12 protein-coding genes are annotated in these 17,273 nt (G+C 42.4%); 9 read left to right on the forward strand and 3 right to left on the reverse strand.

Translation table 11 applies throughout. From position 1 onward, the window contains the following. Positions 1-9 precede the first annotated feature (9 nt). The 4 genes from rfbD to MHN00_RS10860 all read left to right on the forward strand — a co-directional run bounded on the left by rfbD (position 10) and on the right by MHN00_RS10860 (position 5,050). Complete coding sequence (rfbD, locus tag MHN00_RS10845; protein WP_239301144.1) at positions 10-879, forward strand: dTDP-4-dehydrorhamnose reductase; 870 nt, start codon at positions 10-12, stop codon at positions 877-879. A gap of 35 nt (positions 880-914) precedes the next feature. Continuing rightward, a complete protein-coding gene (gene rfbB / locus MHN00_RS10850; RefSeq protein WP_239301145.1) occupies positions 915-1,997 on the forward strand; it encodes a dTDP-glucose 4,6-dehydratase in 1,083 nt (360 codons plus the stop codon). A 118-nt stretch (positions 1,998-2,115) separates the two neighbouring features. Beyond that, entirely contained in the window at positions 2,116-3,819 is a 1,704-nt protein-coding gene (locus MHN00_RS10855; RefSeq protein ID WP_231513112.1) for a glycosyltransferase family 2 protein, read from the forward strand. Between the two features lie 43 nt (positions 3,820-3,862). Next, positions 3,863-5,050 carry a nucleotide sugar dehydrogenase gene (locus tag MHN00_RS10860; RefSeq protein WP_156078879.1) on the forward strand — a complete coding sequence of 396 codons (1,188 nt, stop codon included), beginning with the start codon at positions 3,863-3,865 and terminating at the stop codon, positions 5,048-5,050. 98 nt (positions 5,051-5,148) lie between these two features. Here the strand turns inward: MHN00_RS10860 and MHN00_RS10865 are convergent, their stop codons facing one another. After that, a complete protein-coding gene (locus MHN00_RS10865; protein ID WP_239301146.1) occupies positions 5,149-6,555 on the reverse strand; it encodes a mannose-1-phosphate guanylyltransferase/mannose-6-phosphate isomerase in 1,407 nt (468 codons plus the stop codon). Between the two features lie 213 nt (positions 6,556-6,768). On the opposite strand from MHN00_RS10865, the gene MHN00_RS10870 reads away from it, so the two are divergent. Continuing rightward, entirely contained in the window at positions 6,769-9,120 is a 2,352-nt protein-coding gene (locus tag MHN00_RS10870; RefSeq protein WP_239301147.1) for an Ig-like domain-containing protein, read from the forward strand. Between the two features lie 499 nt (positions 9,121-9,619). Beyond that, the gene (locus MHN00_RS10875) at positions 9,620-10,294 is read left to right on the forward strand and encodes a YkgJ family cysteine cluster protein (RefSeq protein WP_014977507.1); all 675 of its coding nucleotides are present in this window, start codon (positions 9,620-9,622) and stop codon (positions 10,292-10,294) included. 46 nt (positions 10,295-10,340) lie between these two features. Here the strand turns inward: MHN00_RS10875 and MHN00_RS10880 are convergent, their stop codons facing one another. After that, positions 10,341-11,231: a LysR family transcriptional regulator gene (locus MHN00_RS10880; RefSeq protein ID WP_101566000.1), complete on the reverse strand. Its 891-nt coding sequence runs from the start codon at positions 11,229-11,231 to the stop codon at positions 10,341-10,343. A 196-nt stretch (positions 11,232-11,427) separates the two neighbouring features. On the opposite strand from MHN00_RS10880, the gene MHN00_RS10885 reads away from it, so the two are divergent. Genes MHN00_RS10885 through MHN00_RS10895 form a run of 3 tightly spaced genes read left to right on the forward strand, consistent with a single transcriptional unit; the run spans position 11,428 to position 15,632 of the window. Continuing rightward, positions 11,428-13,155 (forward strand): ABC transporter ATP-binding protein, encoded by a 1,728-nt coding sequence (locus tag MHN00_RS10885; RefSeq protein ID WP_239301148.1) that lies wholly within the window; start codon positions 11,428-11,430, stop codon positions 13,153-13,155. Further along, positions 13,156-14,208 (forward strand): HlyD family efflux transporter periplasmic adaptor subunit, encoded by a 1,053-nt coding sequence (locus tag MHN00_RS10890; RefSeq protein WP_014977505.1) that lies wholly within the window; start codon positions 13,156-13,158, stop codon positions 14,206-14,208. Further along, the gene (locus MHN00_RS10895; protein ID WP_239301149.1) at positions 14,121-15,632 is read left to right on the forward strand and encodes a TolC family protein; all 1,512 of its coding nucleotides are present in this window, start codon (positions 14,121-14,123) and stop codon (positions 15,630-15,632) included. Before MHN00_RS10890 ends, MHN00_RS10895 begins: the two co-directional genes overlap by 88 nt. 168 nt (positions 15,633-15,800) lie before the next feature. Here the strand turns inward: MHN00_RS10895 and MHN00_RS10900 are convergent, their stop codons facing one another. Then, the gene (locus tag MHN00_RS10900; RefSeq protein ID WP_075177793.1) at positions 15,801-16,610 is read right to left on the reverse strand and encodes a hypothetical protein; all 810 of its coding nucleotides are present in this window, start codon (positions 16,608-16,610) and stop codon (positions 15,801-15,803) included. Positions 16,611-17,273 lie beyond the last annotated feature (663 nt).

Consider the following 17,273-nt stretch of genomic DNA (forward strand, 5'->3'; position numbering starts at 1 on the left):
TAGCGATTAATGAATATTGTAATTATAGGTAAGTCTGGGCAGCTAGCATTTGAGCTTTCACGTGAGCTAGAAAATAGCGAGCACCAAGTCACGTTCTTAGGGCGAGACGATATTGATATTACGAGCTCTTCTGATATTGAAGAGAAACTATCGCCCTTGGAAGCCGATGTTTTAATAAACGCATCGGCATATACTGCAGTTGATAAAGCGGAAGAAGATACCGACGCGTGTAATGCTATCAATACGTTTGCTGTGAAGAACTTAGCAAACTACTGTAAAGATAACGATGCCTTCATGGTGCATGTGTCTACCGACTATGTCTTTAACGGCCACAAAGGTTCACCTTATTTAACGGATGATCCTATCGAGCCGCAAGGTGCTTACGGTAAGTCAAAAGCTGAAGGCGAAAAAGCGCTGGTTGAAATACTGCCAGATGCTAGCTGTCTAATTCGTACTGCTTGGGTTTACTCGTCACATGGCAATAACTTTGTGAAAACTATGCTGCGCTTGATGTCTGATAAACCTCAGTTAGCCGTAATAGATGATCAAATTGGAACGCCTACGTGGGCTAAAGGTTTAGCTGAAGTTTGTGTTACTGCCGCTTTGAATAAAACCAGTGGCGTGTATCACTGGACTGATGAAGGCGTAGCAAGTTGGTACGACTTTGCACTAGCTATTCAAGAGTTAGGTGTTGAGAAAGGTTTGCTAGATAAATCGATTCCAGTATTACCTATCCCTTCAAGCCAGTATCCAACGCCTGCGAAGCGTCCTCACTACAGTGTGCTAGATAAACAAACTGCGCGCGAAGCATTTGCGTCGTGTAAGCCTGCACACTGGCGTAAGCAGTTAGCTAGCATGCTAGATGAATTGAAAGCCTAAATGGCAAGAACAGAATTATTTTTGGTAAAAAGAAAATGAGTAAAACGATTTTAGTAACAGGTGGCGCAGGCTTCATTGGATCTGCAGTAGTTCGCCATCTTATAAACGACACTGACCACGCAGTGGTTAATTTAGATAAGCTAACTTACGCGGGTAATTTAGAGTCATTAACTTCGGTTTCAAGCAGCGACCGCTACAGCTTCGAGCAAGTTGATATTTGTGATGCTGAAGAAGTAAAGCGTGTTTTCAATACGCACCAGCCAGATATTATTATGCACCTTGCGGCAGAGTCTCACGTAGACCGTTCAATTGACGGGCCAGGTGAGTTTATCCAGACCAACGTTGTAGGTACATACACATTGCTTGAGCAAGCAAGAGCGTATTGGTCAGCACTTGAAGGCGATAAAAAATCCGGGTTCAAGTTCCACCATATTTCTACTGATGAAGTATACGGCGACCTTCCTCACCCAGATGAAGTTGAGCCAGGAACGGAGCTTCCACTCTTTACGGAAACTACACCTTATGCACCAAGCTCACCTTATTCAGCAAGTAAAGCGAGCTCTGATCAGCTAGTGCGTTCGTGGCTTCGCACATACAAGCTACCAACGCTTGTGACTAACTGCTCAAATAATTACGGCCCTTATCACTTCCCAGAAAAGCTTATTCCATTAGTTATTCTAAATGCACTAGCCGGTAAACCACTGCCTGTATATGGCAAGGGGAACCAAATTCGTGATTGGTTATATGTTGAAGACCATGCACGCGCCTTAGTGGTAGTTGCGCTTAATGGTGAAATCGGTGAAACCTACAATATTGGCGGCCACAACGAAAAGCAGAATATTGAAGTAGTGCAAACTATCTGTTCAATTTTGGATGAAGTTAAGCCAAAAGATAGCAAATATGCTGAGCAGATTACTTACGTTCAAGACCGTCCAGGGCACGATATGCGTTATGCAATTGATGCTAGCAAAATTGAGCGCGAGCTTGGATGGAAGCCGCAAGAAACGTTTGAAAGCGGTATTCGTAAAACTGTTGAGTGGTATTTAGCGAACGAAGGTTGGTGGAAAGCGGTTCTTGATGGTAGCTACCAAGGTGAGCGTTTAGGTACTGGAAGCTAATACCTATCACTACAAATCGTGATATGATAAAAAAGCCGCAAAATTGCGGCTTTTTTGTTTTTTGGTGTTATTAGATATCGCTGTTAGGGATTGAGTTAGCTGTATGAAGAAATTGGCCATGTTAACGGTTAAAGGCGCTGTTGGTTTAGTACCAAAAGCTGTAAGAAACAAGCTGAAAAGCAACCACAAACTCACCGAGTTTTACAGCCGCTCTTTACAACGTTCAGGCCTTTTTTACGGCTTCCCGTCTGAAAAAAAACGCATGGCTTTGTATAGTGCTTATCTCAAACAGCAATCGCATTACATGCAAAGCCTATCTCCTGTTGATAAAAGCGATTTCAAAATACAGGTTGTTATCTTTGGGGCAAAAAGTCTATCTTTAACATTAGACTCGCTTAACCAAGCAGGCGTAAAACATGAACGCATCTGTGTGGTGGGTGAAAGTAGCATGGGCGAAACTGTGCGGTGTGCCTCGACCATTTCTGAAGCGGTAAATGATTTACTTGAATCGACGCAGCTTCTGCTTTTAAATAGCGGAGATACAATATCGAAAGTATCTTTTAATATGTTTCTTAAATGCGACAGTGGCGTTGATATTGTTTATTGTGACACCGATAAGGTTGACACCAAAGAACGAAGAGTCTCCCCGCATTTTTTGCCTGATTGGAATCCGGATTTACAGCTCTCTACAGGTTATGTCTTTACGGGCGTAATGTGTAAAGCGGCTTTGATCAAAAAGAGCTTGGTGACCGCTTCGTCAATTGCCGGACTCGTTACAGAGCTATGGCTAAAGCAGCCAAAACTGTCAGTTGAGCACGTACCCTATACACTGGTTCATCGTTTCTTTAATAAAAAGAGGGCAATTGAAAGTCTAGCTGATATTAGAACAGTGATAGAAAGTTGCATACCTGCAATTCCATCTTACAATGAAGATCTTGCCGTAAATACTATTCAGTGGCCCGTTGAATCTGAACCTTTAGTTTCTCTTATTATTCCTACTAAAAATGGCAAAGCACTTGTTAAAGCTTGTATAGAGTCCATATTAGAAAAAACCGTATATCAAAATTATGAAATATTACTCATTGATAATGGTTCTGATGAAAAAGAAAGTCTCGACTATTTTTCAGAGTTAGACAAACATTCCAAGATCCGCGTTCTTCGCTACCCTGGTGAATTTAATTATTCAGCAATTAACAATTTTGGCGCACAACATGCTTGCAACGATAGTACGGTAATAGGGCTTATCAATAATGACATTGAGGTGATAAACCCTCATTGGCTAACAAGTATGGTGGGACATGCCATGCGTAGCGATGTGGGGTGTGTGGGCGCTAAATTGTTATACTCCGATGGAAGAATTCAACATGCTGGAGTTGTTTTAGGGTACGGTGGTGGTGCAGGTCATGCACATAAATACTTCCCTAGATACCACCCAGGGTATATGAAGCGCTTAATTGCAACGCAAAATTATTCTGCAGTGACAGCTGCTTGTTTGCTGGTAAGGAAGTCGCTCTTCGTGGAAGTAGGTGGTTTAAATGAAAAAGATCTCACTGTGGCTTTCAACGATGTAGATTTCTGCCTAAGGGTGAAAGAGTTGGGAGTGCGGAATATTTATTGTGCAGAGGCTGAACTATATCATCATGAATCAGTGAGTAGAGGGTTAGACCATGCCCCAGCAAAAGCAGCACGATTTAATCGAGAGTTAGAATATCTAAAAGTACAGTGGAAGAATTACATTGAACATGACCCTGCATACAGCCCGAACCTTACACTCTTAAGAGAAAACTTTTCTATTAAAGCGAAGGAAGAGTTTTCCAGTTAGACCTAATTTGAAGTTAATTTAGAACTTGGAACTGAACAATTAAATGGAATCAACAATGAGCAATTACAAAATAGCGGTAGCAGGTACTGGATACGTTGGCTTATCAAATGCTGTGTTACTTGCACAGCACAATGAAGTGAAAGCAGTTGACTTGGTAGCTGAAAAAGTCGAAATGCTGAATAACAAAAAGTCTCCAATTGAAGACAAAGAGATAGCAGAATACCTGACAACAAAAGAGTTAAACCTAAAAGCAACTTTGGATGCGCAAGAAGCATATAAAGATGCTGACTATGTGGTAATTGCTACACCTACGGATTACGACCCACAAACCAACTATTTCAATACAGGTAGTGTAGAGGCAGTAATCAAAACCGTGATGGAAATCAACCCTAATGCTGTGATGATTGTAAAATCGACCGTACCGGTAGGCTTTACTAAAGATGCAAAAGCCCGTTTTGGTTCTGACAATATTATCTTTTCGCCTGAATTTTTGCGTGAAGGCAAAGCGCTTTACGACAATCTTTACCCAAGCCGTATTATCGTAGGCGAGCGTAGTGAGCGCGCGGACGTTTTCGCAAAACTGCTTCAGCAAGGTGCAATAAAAGAGAACATCGATGTTTTATTCACCGACAGCACTGAAGCCGAAGCCATCAAACTTTTCGCCAACACTTACTTGGCAATGCGTGTTGCGTACTTTAACGAACTAGATAGCTATGCAGAGCGTAATGGCTTAGACACTAAACAAATCATCGAAGGTGTCGGTTTAGACCCTCGTATTGGTAATCACTACAACAACCCAAGTTTTGGTTACGGTGGTTATTGCTTACCAAAAGATACCAAACAGTTACTAGCTAACTACAGTGAAGTACCTAACAACATGATCCAAGCAATTGTAGATGCTAACCGTACGCGTAAAGATTTTATCGCCGATTCAATTGTAAGCCGTAAGCCTAAAATTGTAGGCATTTATCGTCTTATCATGAAGTCTGGTTCTGATAACTTCCGAGCAAGTGCTATTCAAGGCATCATGAAACGTATTAAGGCTAAAGGTATTGAAGTTGTAGTCTATGAGCCGGTGCTTAAGGAAGAAGATTTCTTTAATTCACGCGTAGTTAACGACTTAGAAGAGTTTAAGAAAATTTCTGACGTAATCGTAGCAAACCGAGTTACGGGCGATATCGAAGATGTACTAGATAAAGTATACAGCCGCGACTTGTTCAACGCTGATTAACCCAAGTTTGGGGTCAGAGTACATTTTTCCACGTAAATTAAAAAAGCCAGGTTCATAACCTGGCTTTTCTTAGTTAGACAAACTGCCTTACACTGCATTTATTTATCAGACCGTCCATACCTGTCAGAAAAGCGAACAATGTCATCTTCCCCAAGATAAGCTCCAGATTGTACTTCAATTAGTTCTAGTGGAATCTTTCCTGGGTTTTCTAAAGCATGAACTGCCCCAATAGGAATATAAACAGACTCATTTTCCGTTAGCATTTGCGTTTCATCGCCTATTGTCACATTAGCTGTTCCCGATACTACAACCCAGTGTTCAGCTCTATGATGATGCATTTGAACTGATAGTTTTTCGCCTGGCTTCACGGTAATACGCTTAACTTTAAAACGTCCACCATTGTCTATTGAATCGTAACTTCCCCAAGGTCTGAAAACTTCGCGGTGAAACTCAAATTCAGGGCGCTTTTCAGCTTTCAAACGGTTCACAACGGTTTTGATGTGTTCTGCGTTTTTCTTATTCGCCACCATAACAGCATCTTTGGTTTCAACTACAACCACGTCTTCCAGACCAATAACTGCAACGAGGCTGTGCTCGGCATTCACATAGCTGTTAGTGGTGCCTTCTAATAAAGTGTCGCCAGTAGTTACATTGCCATTCGCGTCCTTCTCTCCCGTCTCCCAGAGAGACGACCAACTGCCTACATCAGACCAACCTGCATCTAGTGTTACCATCGCGGCTTCGGAAGTTTTTTCCATCACTGCATAATCGATAGAATCACTTGGGCATGAAGCAAAAATGTCTTTGTCTACACGAACAAAGTCGAGATCTTTTTCGGTTTTTTCAATCGCCTTTTTACATACCGAATATATGTCAGGTGCGTGCACTTCCAGCGCCTTTAAAAACGCACTGGCTTTAAACATAAACATGCCGCTATTCCAAAAATACTCACCTGAACTTACGTATTGTGTTGCGGTAGGCATATCTGGCTTTTCAACAAATTCACTTACATCGAAGCCAATATTCAGCTTGTTTCCGGCTTTTATATAGCCGTAACCAGTATGAGACTGAGTGGGGACAATACCGAAAGTAACTAACTTACCTTGTTCAGCTAGAGCCTGGGCTTCTTTAATTTTGGTACGAAACGTATCGCTATCTTTTATTAAGTGATCGGCGGCTAATACCAAAAGAACAGGATCACCCCCGTTTTCGCAAGCTTGAAATGCAGCAAGTGCAATAGCAGGAGCGGTATTGCGACCAACTGGCTCTAAAAGAATGTCGCTGTTATCGACACTTATTTGTCGCATTTGCTCGGCAACAAGAAAACGATGCTCTTCGTTACAGATAATAGAAGGTGGCAAAGACTCTATGCCATTGAGTCTCAGTACAGTGTCTTGAATCATCGTTTTGTCAGAAGTAAGAGACAGGAACTGTTTTGGTAAAGCGGCGCGAGACTTTGGCCATAAGCGGCTTCCGGTACCACCTGCAAGAATGACTGGCTTCATTTGAATTCCCTAGTTTTCAAATACATTTTATGCATCCAGTATACTGAGTTATGGGCGAGATAAAAATATTTCGACGTGGCTTTAATCGTTAGCCAAAAAAAGAGCATTTAATTTTCTAGTAGTTATCTTAATTATTGCTTAACAATAGGTTATATTCAGCCAGATAAATTCGAAGTCTCATAGTAAATTACTCTAAATACAAGGACGTTCAAAATGAACAAAAGCATTATTGCTATTGCCGTTAGTTCAACTCTTCTTGCTGCCTGTGGCGGTTCCGACGACAACAACCAACTACCAGTGCTTGTCGCAGACTCCGCGGTTACACTCAATGGTGACGCAGTATCTATTGATGCACTTGCGAATGATACCGATCCTGACGGCGATGCTTTAACGATATCGGCAGTTGGAGTGCCAGATGTTGGTGAAGCCGCTATCATCAATAATGAGATAGTGTACACACCTACAGCGTTGGCGATGGGCGAAGTCAGTTTTTCATATGATGTAACTGACGGTGAAAACACAGTTAGTTCAACGATTACAATCACGAATCAACAGTCTGTTTCTATTTCGAGTATTGCAACCGATGCGCCTTTAGCGAATTCAGAGGTGAGTGCGCTCGATGCAGGTGGAAATGTAATTGCTTCCGTGCAGGCCGGAGCGGATGGTCGATTCACGCTTCCTATTACTGTAAGTGCTGCGCCCGGCGATTTAATTCTTAATGCTGTGGGCACGGAAGAACAAGCCCATGTAACGCTATCATCACGAGTCGGTGACTTCACTACGATGCGTAACATTAGCATCGAAAATAATACTGATGAACTTAACAGCGATCTATTTCCTGCAGGCAAAATAACTCATTTAAGTACGGCTATGGATGTACTCTATTCGGAGTATAAAGAGAACGGCGGCGAGGGAAGCTTCGATACGTTTGCAAGTGAAGTGGACTTCGAAAAGGTTTTAGGATTGGCCAGCTTCATAAAAGTTCTTGCTGATAATAGCGAGTTCTCGGTTCCTGAAGGTATGAGCACCTTGTCGTTTTTTACTGGAAGCCTAGTCGATGCGCTAAGCACCATCCGAAAGTATGTTGATAGCATGGGACTGTTAAACGAAGACGGTACTTATGACGAGGCTTATGTGGAAGCAATTAATGCTGCCCGAGCAGAAACTCTCGAAGATGAATCGTTACAGCAAAATTACGCAGATACCGTCATTGCTGGTGCGGTTTTTGCGACTTACTACCACTCAGAGCAGCAAGCTGGCAAAGGCATGACAGCTTACACGTTCAATGCAGATGGCAGCGGCGCAAAAACGTCTGCGGAAAATGCATTTAATATTTATTCAGATGAATTTAACTGGAGTGTTGTAGACGGAAATCTAGTTATTGACGAGCTTGACTACACGCGAAACGCAAACTTGGTATTTCTTGATGAAGAAATCTATAGTCGGTATGAGCAAGGCGTAGTCAATGAAATTGGTAGTTATGCCCGTGAATATGACATCATATATTGGGAAACCGAAAGAACGACAATAAACGAACGTATGGAATTGCTAACACAATCCGGCGGTCATGCACTTGCTGTGTTAACAACTACCATTGAGCTTTCCATCACACCGATGGATAACATACAAGATAAACCAACTTTTACTACCACCTACGAAACTACCAGCGACGTAAAGTACACCGACACCACAGCATCTACTTTTGCCGTAACCGAGGAAGACCTGCTTGCATCACCTTGGGTATTTGCTTATCAGGGAAGTTATACGTATGACAAAGACTACTTAAATGAAGATGAGCGTACTGAAGTTGGTATTTTAAACGACCAGTTCACATTTAAAGATGATAATACCTTTACGTCTCTTGTTTTTGGTGTGCAAGGAACATGGCAGCTAAATGATGGTGTTATAGACATTGAATTGGGAGATATGTCTTTCACAGTTACGCCTTTTAAAGCGCAGAATAATTTCGTGCTGGCGCTTTATGAGTTTGACAATGATGGCGTAGCGATTAAATACACTGGCGATATGCACGCCATGGACTATGAGTTGGCCGAAGACTTCAGCATAGAGAGCTCATTACCTAATGTTTGGATGTCTTCTTACAATGAAGCACGTTTCGTAGATGGTGTACCGTTACCTGACGACTTATTTGCTTATTACTTTGAATCTGACGGTACAGCAGGAAGAGTCTATTCACCTAGTGAAGAGTCTTACTTTGTAGGAGATCGTGAACTTTATAACTTCCAATGGACCGCAGACGGCAATGAGGTCAACATCATTGGGTTACGCGAAAATAGCGCGTTTACTTTCAACAGAGAATACACTTGGAAACTACTGGGCTCAAAGCGAGAAGGTGTTGTTACAATACTTGAAATGCAGTCCAACAAAGTAGATTACACAGATGATAGCGATAATCTTGTGTTTAACATTCTTCCTCGTTTAAGTTTTACATTTACAATAAACCTAGAAGAACAATACCCTGAACTTTGGGAAAACACAGATTTAGGTAGTTTAAATGCGCCTGACATCTCGCTGTCGTATACTTCGGAATTAATAACGCGATAGTTCAAAAAATTTATGGCGCTAGTTTATCAGAGCTAGCGCCAACGTATATTTATCACCTAAATACCCACAGAACCATTATGTTAATGCGTTAATTAATTTTATCCCGTACGCAGGAAAGTGTTCATCCACCATATTAAAAACGGGTATCGACCAAAATTTTTTCACTACAAGCCATACATATCTGTTATACCTACTGTGTCCACATCGCTGTATTGCGCTTATTATCAAAGAGCTTTCACAAAAAACTTCCCAAATCCCAAAATTCAAAATAGAATCCGCACCAATTCAACCCCTGCCATTAAGCCTCAAGCTTACGCACATCCGGCGGGGAAGAAGCATGCTTTAAAATATTGGGGTCAGAGTACATTTCTTCCTCCAGTACGATCTGTCAATTTGGTTACCAAAATCAATAATCAGAATGTTGAGTTCATGCTACCTATTACATCACGCTAGCATGAACATGTATTTGTTTTAGTTTGCTTTTATTAGCGGAGTCGTTATGAATAGGCTGCGTGAGCTGTCCAGCCAAGTGATGGATGTTTACCAATCTCTTTCCCAAGAATTCAGTGCATATCAATCTAGCCAGTCACTAAACTGTGTTGAGAAATGTGGTGCATGTTGCAATAACCCCGACATTGAAGTGTCGCCATTGGAGATGCTGCCTTTAGCACTTCATCTGTTTGATACAGGACGGGCTGAACAGGCGTTTGACGAGCTAGACAGCTACAGCGGCTTCGCCTGTAAACAATATCAACGCTTAAGTTTGGACGGTAAAGAAGGCTACTGCGGAATTTACGAATACCGACCTGGCATTTGCCGTATGTTCGGTGCAGCAGGTTATAAAACCAAATCTGGCGAAGCCACACTTTCGGTGTGTAAACCAATTAAGCAAGCTGTACCAGAGAAGTATGCGGCCGCGCTGATTGCTATACAGCCACAGCATTTAGATATCTTTGAAAAGCGATTAGTGGATGATATTGCCGCAAATAGTGAGGTTCGAGTTACATCGACAAAGCCGCCAATGATCGCAGAAGGCAGACAAAAACTTGCTCAATTAGATTATGAATTGGGGGAAAGACTTATGCCTATAAATGACGCACTACGTTTTGTGTTAGAAAAAATTCTAACACTGAGTTTTTATGCTCAAGATATAGATGGTGGTGTTGCTGCTTAAATTAAGTGGGGGCAGAAAATGTACTCTGACCCCACCATTAAGTGCACTACGTTAGAATTCCGCGAGCGGCTTCTACGATTGCCTCACTAATAGTGTAGTCAGCACGGCTTTTGCCAGTAATGGCATAGTATCTCTCATTTAGTGTGCTTGCGTTACCAATACAGTGCACGCCATATTGCTCTTCTACGTGCTTTGAAATTGCCGATGGTGCGCAGAAAACACCGAAGTCTTCGCTGCCAAAAAGTTTGAGCAAAGCAGTATCGTCAAATTCGGCTACAACTTTAGGGTACAGCTGTTCTGTCTCAAGCCAACTTGTAAGTGCTTGCCGTATTCCTGAAGTATTACCCTGAATTAGCAACGGCATTTGATTTAAACACTCTGGAAAAGTCTGTTCTTCAGTAAGCGGTGCTCTAGCAAAGAAGCTCAACGAACTTTCGCCCAAGAAAAAACTATTGGCGCTTATTTGTGTACCAGGGGCTATGCCTCTGTCTGCTAGAATGAAATCGATGGCGTTAATGGCGAGCTCTTTCAACAAACCGTCGAAGCTATCCTCTTTTATCACGTATTTAACCTGTGAAAACCTACGCATGGTGGCATGCACAAAGTCGTAAAAAAGCACTTTTGGAATACCATTAGTAATACCTATCACAAATTCTTTCGTATTCACTTCATCGCTATTGTTAAGTATTTCAGCTAGTTGATTGCCTTTATGAAATATTTCGCTGGCATACTGATAACTTACTTTACCTCGCGCGTTCAGGTATAGGCGCTTATTTATTCTATCAAAGAGAGAATAACCTAGCTGATTTTCGAAGGTGCTTAGTTGCCCGCTTACGGTTTGCGGGGTAACGTGGAGTAATTTAGCGGCTTTCGCAATGCTACCCTCACGGGCAACAAGATAGAAATAATATAAATGATGGTAGTTTAGGTGATGCATACTTTAACAAGCTACTCGATTATTAAGGTATTAGGGGCAAGAAATGTACTCTGACCCCATTTTTTTCGATGAACTATTAAGAATATAACAGATTTATTCTAACTAACTATTGCAATACACTATTAGCGTTGTTTTTGTACGATTAGAAGCAGCGCGTCACTGATTTTTAAGCTAGCGGTATATTGAAGACATAACTATGGCTAAACCAATTGATTTACGTAAAACGCGAAAGACCTTATTTTCGCTATTGAAACCAGAAGCTGGCTTTTTTTGGGTTGCTATCGCATACGGTGTAGCAATTAGTTTAATGACCCTTGCCGTACCTATAGCGGTTCAAACGCTGATTAACAGTATCGCCAATATCGGTTCAACTCGGGCAGTTATCATATTGGCCGTCATTCTATTTCTTACTTTATTTATATCTGGCGTATTTAGCGCGCTTCGTATGCGAGTGATGGAGTTCTACGAGCGTAAAGTTTACGCCCGCCTCACCGCAGACTTAGGGCTAAAAACTATTCTCGCGCCCCACAGTTTTTTTGAAGGTCGACAAAACGTTAGCATTACACAGCGCTACTTCGACATAATGACTTTTCAAAAGAATATGCCGTCTTTAATGATTGATGGTTTCGCGCTAGTACTACAGATGTTGGTAGGTTTCACTCTAGTATCATTCTACCACCCAGCGCTTTTCGCGTTTAATGTGGTGCTTTTACTTACCATGTATGCGGTTTGGAAAATTTGGGGGCGTGGTGCTAAGCGCACGGCTATTGAATTGTCTAACGCGAAATACGATTCTGCAAAGTGGCTACACGATATTGCAATTGCTCACGAATTCTTTAAGTCAGCTGATCATGTTGAATACGCAGGGCGCAGCACCGAAGGTTATATCAGTAACTATGTGAAAAAGCACAAAAGCCACTTTCACTACACCTTTTCGCAGGTGGTTATGTTTCTATTGATGTATGCCGTGGCGAGTGCTTCGCTACTTGGTATCGGTGGTGTTCTGGTTGTACAAGGCGAGCTTTCTATCGGTCAGCTAGTGGCTGCTGAGCTTGTGATGTCTGCTGTTTTCTTTGGGCTGTCTCGCTTTACCCAATATTTAAAACTTTACTATGAGTTATATGGCGCTGCCGAGAAGCTGGGTGGCGCTCTTGACATGCCGCAGGAAGAGCTCAATACGTCGGAACATATACCAGCTTCTTCTAAATTGGTGTTTAACGATGTTGAACTTAAACATGGTAATGATGCGTGCCACCTCAATGTTATCTTCGAACCTGGCACTAAGTATTTTGTTACTACTGATAAAAGTTGGGTGCAGAAGCAGCTGCTAGGATTGCTGAAGCAATATGACCGCGTTAAATCGGGCGACATCTTGTTAGGAGAACTTAGTCTAAACGATTACGACACCCATGAGTTACGGCAGGCCGTTACCATTCTAGATCGTTCTTTAATTATCGAAGTTTCTGTAGAGCGCTACTTAAAGTTGGCACATCCTCAGGCAACCATCGCGGATATTCGCGCTGCGCTTGAGGAAGTAGAAATGACCAAAGTGATAGATAGCTTACCAGAGGGTTTGCAGACTAAAGTATCCGTATTAGGGGCACCGCTGCAGCCATTGGAGTTTTTGTTGCTTAAACTTGCCGCCGCAATTATTGGTAAACCTAAGCTGCTCATTTTGAATCAGCACTTCGACGCAATACCGGTAGAGTTGAGGGCGCGACTTCTGCGACGCTTAAGTAAATATGATTTTACCGTCATGTATTTTACCAATATGCCACTGCCAGATTGTTTCGAAGGTGTGTTGCATCTGCACGATAACGCAACGGCAATGTTAAATGAGTATTCAAATGGTGAGTCACCGATTAGTGCTGCTAACGCAAGTGAGAGCAGCACGGCTTTAAAGAACAATAAGGAGGGTGAGTAAGTGAATCACGCAGAACGTCGCTTTTTAGATAACATCACTTCATTGCCTTCATTGAAAGTGCCAAAGCTTCATCGTGTAATTACCGGAGTTATCATCTTCTTGGTGTTGGCAGCTGGATTAATTTTGTATTTCACACCATGGATCCAAACGGCTTATGGCACCGGTATGGTCGACTCGCTCGATCCTAAAGACAGAACTCAACCAATAAATGCGTTAGTTGATGGACAAGTAAAGCAGTGGCACGTAAGGGAAGGCCAACAAATAAAAGCCGGCGAGCCAATCGTTACGTTAATCGATATTGATGCGCAGCGACTTGAGAAGCTGCGATCTCAGCTTTCAGCAGCGAACTTAAAGAATCAAGCTAATGAAACAGCAGTAAGAAATGCTGAGAACAACCTGGCGCGTCAACAGTCTCTGCAAGAGCAAGGGCTGGTTTCACGCAAAGAAGTAGAACAGGCCGAGATAAAAGTGCAGGAACTGCGAGCAAAAGCTGCCGCCTCTGTTTCGGAAATTAATGAAGTAAGCATGATTTTATCTCGCCAATCGACGCAAACTAAATATGCACCCGTTGACGGTACGGTTGTTCGGTTGCTATCAGGCGGTGTGTCTACGTTCGTAAAGTCGGGCGATATTCTTGGGCAGTTTATTCCAGCAGATGCAAAACGCAGCGTTCGCGTTACCGTGAGAGGGTTAGACGCACCGCTGGTTAAGCCTGGTGCAAAGGCGCGTTTGCAATTTGATGGCTGGCCCGTTTTTCAGTTTAGTGGATGGCCGGGTAGTGCAATAGGTACCTTTGGTGGTGAAGTTGTGTATGTAGAGCCTGTTGCTAATGCTACTGGCGATTTTAACGTGTGGATTAGACCTGACGAGTCTGATATTCCTTGGCCAGCTGAAAGTTCTGCGCGTTTGGGTAGCCGGGTTAAAGCGTGGGTGCTATTAGAAGAGGTGCGTCTAGGTTACGAGATGTGGCGACAGTTGAACAACTTCCCGCCATTGCCAACGCAAGAGCCTACTACCGGTGGAGCCAAGGGGGCTGGGGCATCAATATGGTAATTCGAAGGTTTACATTAGCAGTGCTTGCAACTGTTGCGGTTATTAGCACTCATGTTTCTGATGCAGTAGCGCAAAACAAAAATACTAGGCAAGCACCATCAATCGATGCACTTATCCAGAGTATGGTGAACTATCATCCCTACGTTAGGGCGATAAATGAAGGAAACTATCAAGCTGCAGCCGAGTTAGAAATTGCAAGAAGCAGTTTTGATCCGTTTATAGAGCAGAAAACCAGTAGCCGCGTTAGCGGATATTACGATGGTACTAATTTAACGCAGCGCTTTTCTAATCCGTTCGAAGACTTTAATGGCTCAGTTTATACCGAGTACCGTATATCAGACGGTGATTTCCCGGTGTACGAAGCCGATTACGAAACCTTGTCTGGCGGCGAGGCTAGTGTGGGCATTGCCATCTCTCTACTTAAAAATAGAGAACTGGATAAGCGTAGAACGGAGTTAGCCAATGCAGGGCTAGCGACTTCACAATGGCAAGCATTAGCGACAAGTTTAATTAATGACTTCGTTTACAAAGGGGTTAGTGAATATGTTGCGTGGTACGAAAGCGCATTGCAGGTCAATGCAGTTACAGAGTTGCTAAACACCGCAACAGAACGTGAAAGAGCGTTGGTGACCCGCGTAGAGAAGGGAGATTTAGCCAATGTCGTGCTGACAGAATTTAAAGCCAACATTTTGCAACAGCGCCTTTTGCTTGCCGAGCTTAAGCAAAAGCGAGACGCACATGCTCAAATGCTCTCTTTTTATTGGCGTTCACCTAAGGGAGATATGTTGATAGTAGATGAAGCGAACCCGCCGAAAGATATCAACTGGCCTTTCTGGGTTGGTAACGGTCAGCTTATGACTCTTCGCAATGCCCTTCGTAATCACCCTGAACTTGATGTGATGAAATTAGAACAGCAGGTGGTAAATAACAAGGCTGCGCTGGCTAGTAACGCGTTATTGCCGAAGCTAGATTTAAAAGCATCGGTTGCAAGAGATATAGGTTCTGGTCCGTCAAATTTAGACGGTACCGAAACAAAAGTAGGTCTGTCGTTTTCCTACCCTTTAGGAAACAGGAAGGCGAAAGCTGAACAAGCCCAATTACAGTCAAAGCAAAGAGAGCTAGAGCACAAGCTAACCTCTACTGAGCAAGCGATAACTCAGCGTTTTGAACAAGCGCTAGTTTATTGGGGGCAGGCGAAAGACATTGTTGCTCTTCAAAGTGAAAATGCGGCGCTAGCGAAAACCCTTTCTCAAGTAGAAAAAACACGTTTCGATGCAGGTGACAGTGATATGTTCGTGTTAAATGCGCGCGCACAAAATGAAATTAAGGCCCAAATAAAAGAGATAAAAGCGAAAGTGGACTTACTAAAGGCAGAACTAACCCTTTATAAAGAAGCCGCTATGTTGCACTCTCTTAACAACTGAGCTTTTTTGAAAACATCGAGTTTAATTGTGAAGTAGGCTTGATTGCTATCGCTTGCTGCTTGTTGTTAAAAAGCAGGTAAGGATTGAAGAAACTAGTACAGCTATAAACAAAAACGGCGTATTGAGTAAATCAATACGCCGTTTTTTTAAAAATCAATTAGTAGGGGGTTAATTGCCCAGTGCACTATTAAAGTCGTCTTCGCTTAGTCCGGCAGACATAGCGTATTCTTTTAACTTATCCTGAGATACACCCGCGTGTTGCGCAGTATTTAAAATACGCATTACTTGTTCACGCTGCTGCGCAGATTCTCTCACCGCCGTTTCAACTACCGTTTCTGCTTCGTTAGGAAACACGGCCAGAAGCGCATCCACTACATACTCACCAACAAAAGGAACAGCATTCAACGCGCTTGTCATGATATCGACAATCTTATTTGGATGTTCTTGCGATAATGTCTGAACAATACTGTCTGCTGCGTCAGGTTGAGTAAGCACGGCAACGCGTACAATCTCATCTAGCTCTTCAGGTGTTGAAACCGCAGCAGCCTGCACAACAAAGTCGACATAAGTCGGCTCTGCTTTTATCGCTAACTGAACAATGTTAGGGCAGCTACTTACTTCTTTCTCAATAGCCAGCTGTACAATCTCTTCAGTAGACGCAGGTTGTGCAGAGATAGCAGCAAAAATGATCTCTCTGTATTTGTCTGGATAGGTATCTAAAGCAATATCCACAATAGACACAATCTCTTGCGGATAATGACCAGCGATTGAACTGATTGCTCGGCCAACCGACATAGTTTGGTTTACTTGACGTCTTAAGAAGGCGGTTTGAAAATGATTTGACTGGTCAGCGCTTTCTACATTCGCTGACGCGGGTGGCTGAACAGCATCATTTGAGGATACTTCTTGTGCCATTGCTGTATGACTAACATGAGTTGCTAGTATTGCCGCAGACAGCAGTGTAAGAGTTCGTAACATAAACCCACCTTTATAATTATTGCGTAGTCAATTTCTGACACCACCAGTATTAATACATTTATAAAGAACACAAAGCATAGGTCATTTATGCTTATATACATTCTTATACGTATTCCTTTACGCAAGCCTTAATATCTATCGCTAATATTAAGCATTAATATAATAACGGCAGGATCAAATACTACTTTAAGAACTACTACTTTATAGGATCTGAATTCCTATCCTATTAGTAATTAGTCCATATTGTCTACTAATTATCACATTTGAGCGAAAAATAGACGGTTAGTTCAGTTTTTTCAACTTTTTCAAAATAAGTGTTGACGTGAGCGCTCATTTCCCTAAAATGCGCATCCGCTTCGGGGGAAAAGCAAAACAGCAAGCCTCCTGAAGTAAGTCTCTACTACCTTTATAGGCCAGTAAAGACGGGAGTTTAGAAGAAGCGCTTCAGAAAATAAATTTTCAAAAAGTGTTGACAGCGAAAACTTCCAGCGTATAATGCGCACCTCACTCGAACAGGGTGAGTCACTTAGAAGCAACGGCTTCTAGTGAATGTTCTTTAAAAATTTAGACAAGACAATCTGTGTGGGCACTCGTTAAGAGTGTCACAACGACGATTCATATTTCGATATATTTAATTGAAGAGTTTGATCATGGCTCAGATTG

The sequence above is a fragment of the Alteromonas sp. Cnat2-8 genome, assembly GCF_022348355.1.
Taxonomy (GTDB): Bacteria; Pseudomonadota; Gammaproteobacteria; order Enterobacterales; family Alteromonadaceae; genus Alteromonas; species Alteromonas macleodii.